The sequence below is a fragment of the Caloranaerobacter azorensis DSM 13643 genome (genome assembly GCF_900129995.1).
GTDB lineage: Bacteria > Bacillota > Clostridia > Tissierellales > Thermohalobacteraceae > Caloranaerobacter > Caloranaerobacter azorensis.
In genome coordinates, this window is sequence record NZ_FQXO01000122.1 from 1 (window position 1) to 3,673 (window position 3,673).

Sequence of the window (3,673 nt, forward strand, 5' to 3'; positions counted from 1 at the left end):
ATGGACACCCTTGCCTTTGGCTAGTGGTTGGCACGGTCAACCCCCACAGTGGACTCTCACCACCTAGTTGTTACGCATGCCCGGCGCACATAAATAGATAAGTATAATATATATAAATACACTTTCAAGTATTGTTATAACTACAATACTTTGAAGGTGTTTTTTTATTTGCTATATTTCTAAATAATAAAATTGGTATTATTTATTTAAAATGATAGATAATAATATTAGGATAATGGAGGTAGAAAATGAGTGTAAAAGGAATTGTAAAAAAAGATAAAAAAACTAAAAGGCTTATATATAAATTAAAACCTGGGGACATAGCATTATTATCTCATGAAGATATTGATGAAATAGCAGTTGAAGCATTAATAAAATCAAGAGTAAGATGCATTATAAATACTGAAAAAACTATGACAGGGTATTATCCCAATAAAGGCCCATTAAAATTATTAGAGAATGGAATACCTATATATGAAATAGATGATAAAAATATATTTAACATAGTGGAAGATAATAAGATTATAGAGATAAAAAATAATAAAATATTTTATTCAAATAAATTTATAGGTAAATGCAAATTGATTAAAAAAGATGAAATGTTAAATTTATATGATTTAGGTTGTAGAAATTTTGATGTAAAATTGAATGATTTTATAGATAATACTATTTTTTATGCCAAAAAAGAAAAGAATTGGATAACTAATAAAATAAAATTACCCAAAATAGAGACATTAATAAAAAATAGGCATGTATTAATAGTCGTAAGGGGGAAAAGCTACAAACAAGATTTAAAAGCAATTTTAGATTATATAAAAAATAAAAGGCCGGTACTAATTGGAGTCGATGGTGGTGGTGATGCCTTACTAGAATTTGGATTAATTCCGGATATAGTTATTGGTGATTTAGATAGTGTCAGTGATAGATGTTTACGATTATGTAAAGAAATCATAGTTCATGCATATCCTAATGGATATGCACCGGGGTTAAAACGTATAAAAGAGAATGGATTAAAAGCAAAAATATTTTCTTCAGTAGGAACAAGCGAAGATATAGCAATGTTATTAGCTTATGACTATGGAGCAGAGTTAATTGTTGCAGTAGGAACACATAATTGCATGATAGATTTTTTAGAAAAAGGTAGAAAAGGTATGGGAAGTACTTTTCTAGTTAGAACGAAAATAGGATCTAAACTTGTTGATGCTAAAGGGATAAATAAATTATATGATGAAAAGTTAGAAATAAAATATTATGTTTATTTAGGCTTATCAGCTTTATTGCCAATTTATATATTAAGCATGTTACATTTTCCGATAAAGATGATGTTAAACCAAATAAGTATTCGTATTAAGATGCTTATAGGATTATAAGGAGTGTTAAATTTGTATCAAAATATAAAAAACAATATTATAATAGCAATTTCAATATTTATATCTTTAAGCATTGGTATATATATAGGATATATAATTGATTTACAAAGTAATATGCTAGAAAATGATGAAAAGTTAATTAACTTGATAGAAAAACAAATTTCTTATTTAGAATCCGAAAACGAATTATTAAGAAAGCAAATATTAAAGGAGAATAATGTGAATTGTTTAATAGAAAGTCCAACTTCTAGTATAAATTTAAAAAAGTTAATTAACATACAAATTACATTTATAAGTTATGAAGAAGATTTAAGTTATAGTGATTTTTTAAATTATATTAAAGAACTTGGAGTTAATGATATAGATATTTTCAGTATAAAGCGTATATTGATAAAAGAGATTAGCAAATCGGCTAATTTAAATGAAATAAATAATAGAGAGATGTTTAAAGCGTATATTAGAAAATGTTTAGAAGATTTATTCAGTACTACATCATATGAATCAAATATTAAATCTAGAGAATTATTTGATGATAATAATGGGAAATATAAAAATTTTATTATATTTATAAAAGATGATGAAGTTAATAGAACAGCGTTTATAGAAAAAATAATCGAGGAGATATTAGTTCAAATGTGTAGAGAAAGAGAATTGCCTTTACTGATTCTTCAAAAAGGGATTCAAGATAACGATAAACAAATCTTTATAAAGAAATAAAGATTTTGAAATTTCCAAGAAAGAATATGGGGGTTAGAGATGTCTATTGAAAAGAGAGTAGTAGCTGTAATACCAGTTTACAATGAAGCAGATAGGATACATGATACTGTTGTTAGTTTAAAAAAAATATCATTAATCAATAAAATTATCGTAGTCGATGATGGTTCAAATGATGGAACGGTTGAGAAAATAAAAGATTTAGATATAGATATTATAATACTTGATAAAAATTATGGTAAAGGGCATGCTATTAAAGTAGCCATTCAAGCCGTAGATTTTGATTATCTTGTATTAGTAGATGGAGATTTAGGTTTTTCTGCTATTGAGATTTCTAAATTAATAAATCCAGTAATTGAGAATAAAGCAGATTTTACAATAGCAAGGTTTGTTAATAGTAAAAAAGGAGGATTTGGATTAGTAAAAAATCTTGCGAAATTTGGAGTTTATTTTTTTACTGGTAAAATGATAAACACTTCCTTATCAGGACAAAGAGTGTATAAAAAAGAAGTTATAAATGACATTTCATACATACCCAGCAATTATGGGATAGAAGTAGCTATGACAATAGGTGCACTTAATAAAGGATATAAATTGTTAGAAGTAGATGTTGATATGTTTCATAGAGAAACTGGTAGAGATTTATCTGGATTTATTCATAGAGGAAAGCAATTTTTAGATATCTTATTTACATTATTGGTTTTGCTTGTTAGAAGGTGAAAATATGTTTCGAGAAAAAATACTGATTTTCATATTTAGTTTTTTAATATCATATTTTTTAATAAAGATTTTTTATAAACTATTTAAGAAAAATAATTTCTTATTTAGCAATTATAAATTAAAAAAAATACCTTCATGTATGGGAATAGTTTTTGTTATTACGCAGACTATTACATCTCTATTAAGTTTGACATTGTTAGAAATTAATCATGTGATTATATTTTACTATTTAATATGCATGTTGTTTATTGCGGTTATTAGTTTATTAGACGATATAATTGGCAATTATAAAATTAAGGGTTTTAAAGGACATATTTCAAATTTGATTAGAGGGAATATTACGACGGGAGCATTAAAAGCGATAACAGGTTTCATATGTTCTTTTTTTATTTCTTATTTTATATCTAATAATTTGAATGAATTAATAATTAATACAATTATATTAGTTTTGTCTATAAATTTTATAAATTTATTAGATTTACGACCAGGTAGGGCTGTGAAAATGACAATTATATTGATGATTATATTATTATTAAGTCAGCCGATAGTAAATACTTTTATTTTAATATCTGCTCTAGGATTTTTAATTGTATATTTACCTAAAGATTTAAAAGGGATTGTAATGTTAGGAGATGTAGGTGCAAATACATTAGGATGGACATTAGGAGTACAATTGATTTTAAGCGTAAATTCAATTATAAAATTTATAGCTTTGATTTTACTCATAATTATACATATTGTTGCAGAAAAATATTCTATTAGTAAAATAATTGAAACTTCAATTCGTAATTTAAGATAATGATAAAAAGTGCCGATAAATAATATATGATGCAGATAAGTAGAAAAGATAAAGAAAAAATAATAGAATC

At 25.0% G+C, this 3,673-nt stretch carries 4 protein-coding genes; all 4 read left to right on the forward strand.

Annotated elements, in window-relative coordinates; all coding sequences use genetic code 11:
- The first annotated feature begins 248 nt into the window (after positions 1 to 248).
- Genes steA through BUB51_RS12225 form a run of 4 tightly spaced genes read left to right on the forward strand, consistent with a single transcriptional unit; the run spans position 249 to position 3,603 of the window.
- Entirely contained in the window at positions 249 to 1,370 is a 1,122-nt protein-coding gene (gene steA / locus BUB51_RS12210) for a putative cytokinetic ring protein SteA (RefSeq protein ID WP_073198084.1), read from the forward strand.
- Between the two features lie 12 nt (positions 1,371 to 1,382).
- Positions 1,383 to 2,087, forward strand: coding sequence for a hypothetical protein (locus tag BUB51_RS12215; RefSeq protein ID WP_035161137.1), 705 nt, complete (start codon positions 1,383 to 1,385; stop codon positions 2,085 to 2,087).
- A gap of 39 nt (positions 2,088 to 2,126) precedes the next feature.
- Positions 2,127 to 2,804, forward strand: a complete 678-nt coding sequence (locus tag BUB51_RS12220; RefSeq protein ID WP_083599628.1) for a glycosyltransferase family 2 protein — start codon at positions 2,127 to 2,129, stop codon at positions 2,802 to 2,804.
- A gap of 4 nt (positions 2,805 to 2,808) precedes the next feature.
- On the forward strand, positions 2,809 to 3,603 hold the full coding sequence (locus BUB51_RS12225) for a hypothetical protein (protein WP_073198086.1): 795 nt from the start codon (positions 2,809 to 2,811) through the stop codon (positions 3,601 to 3,603).
- Positions 3,604 to 3,673: the final 70 nt, after the last annotated feature.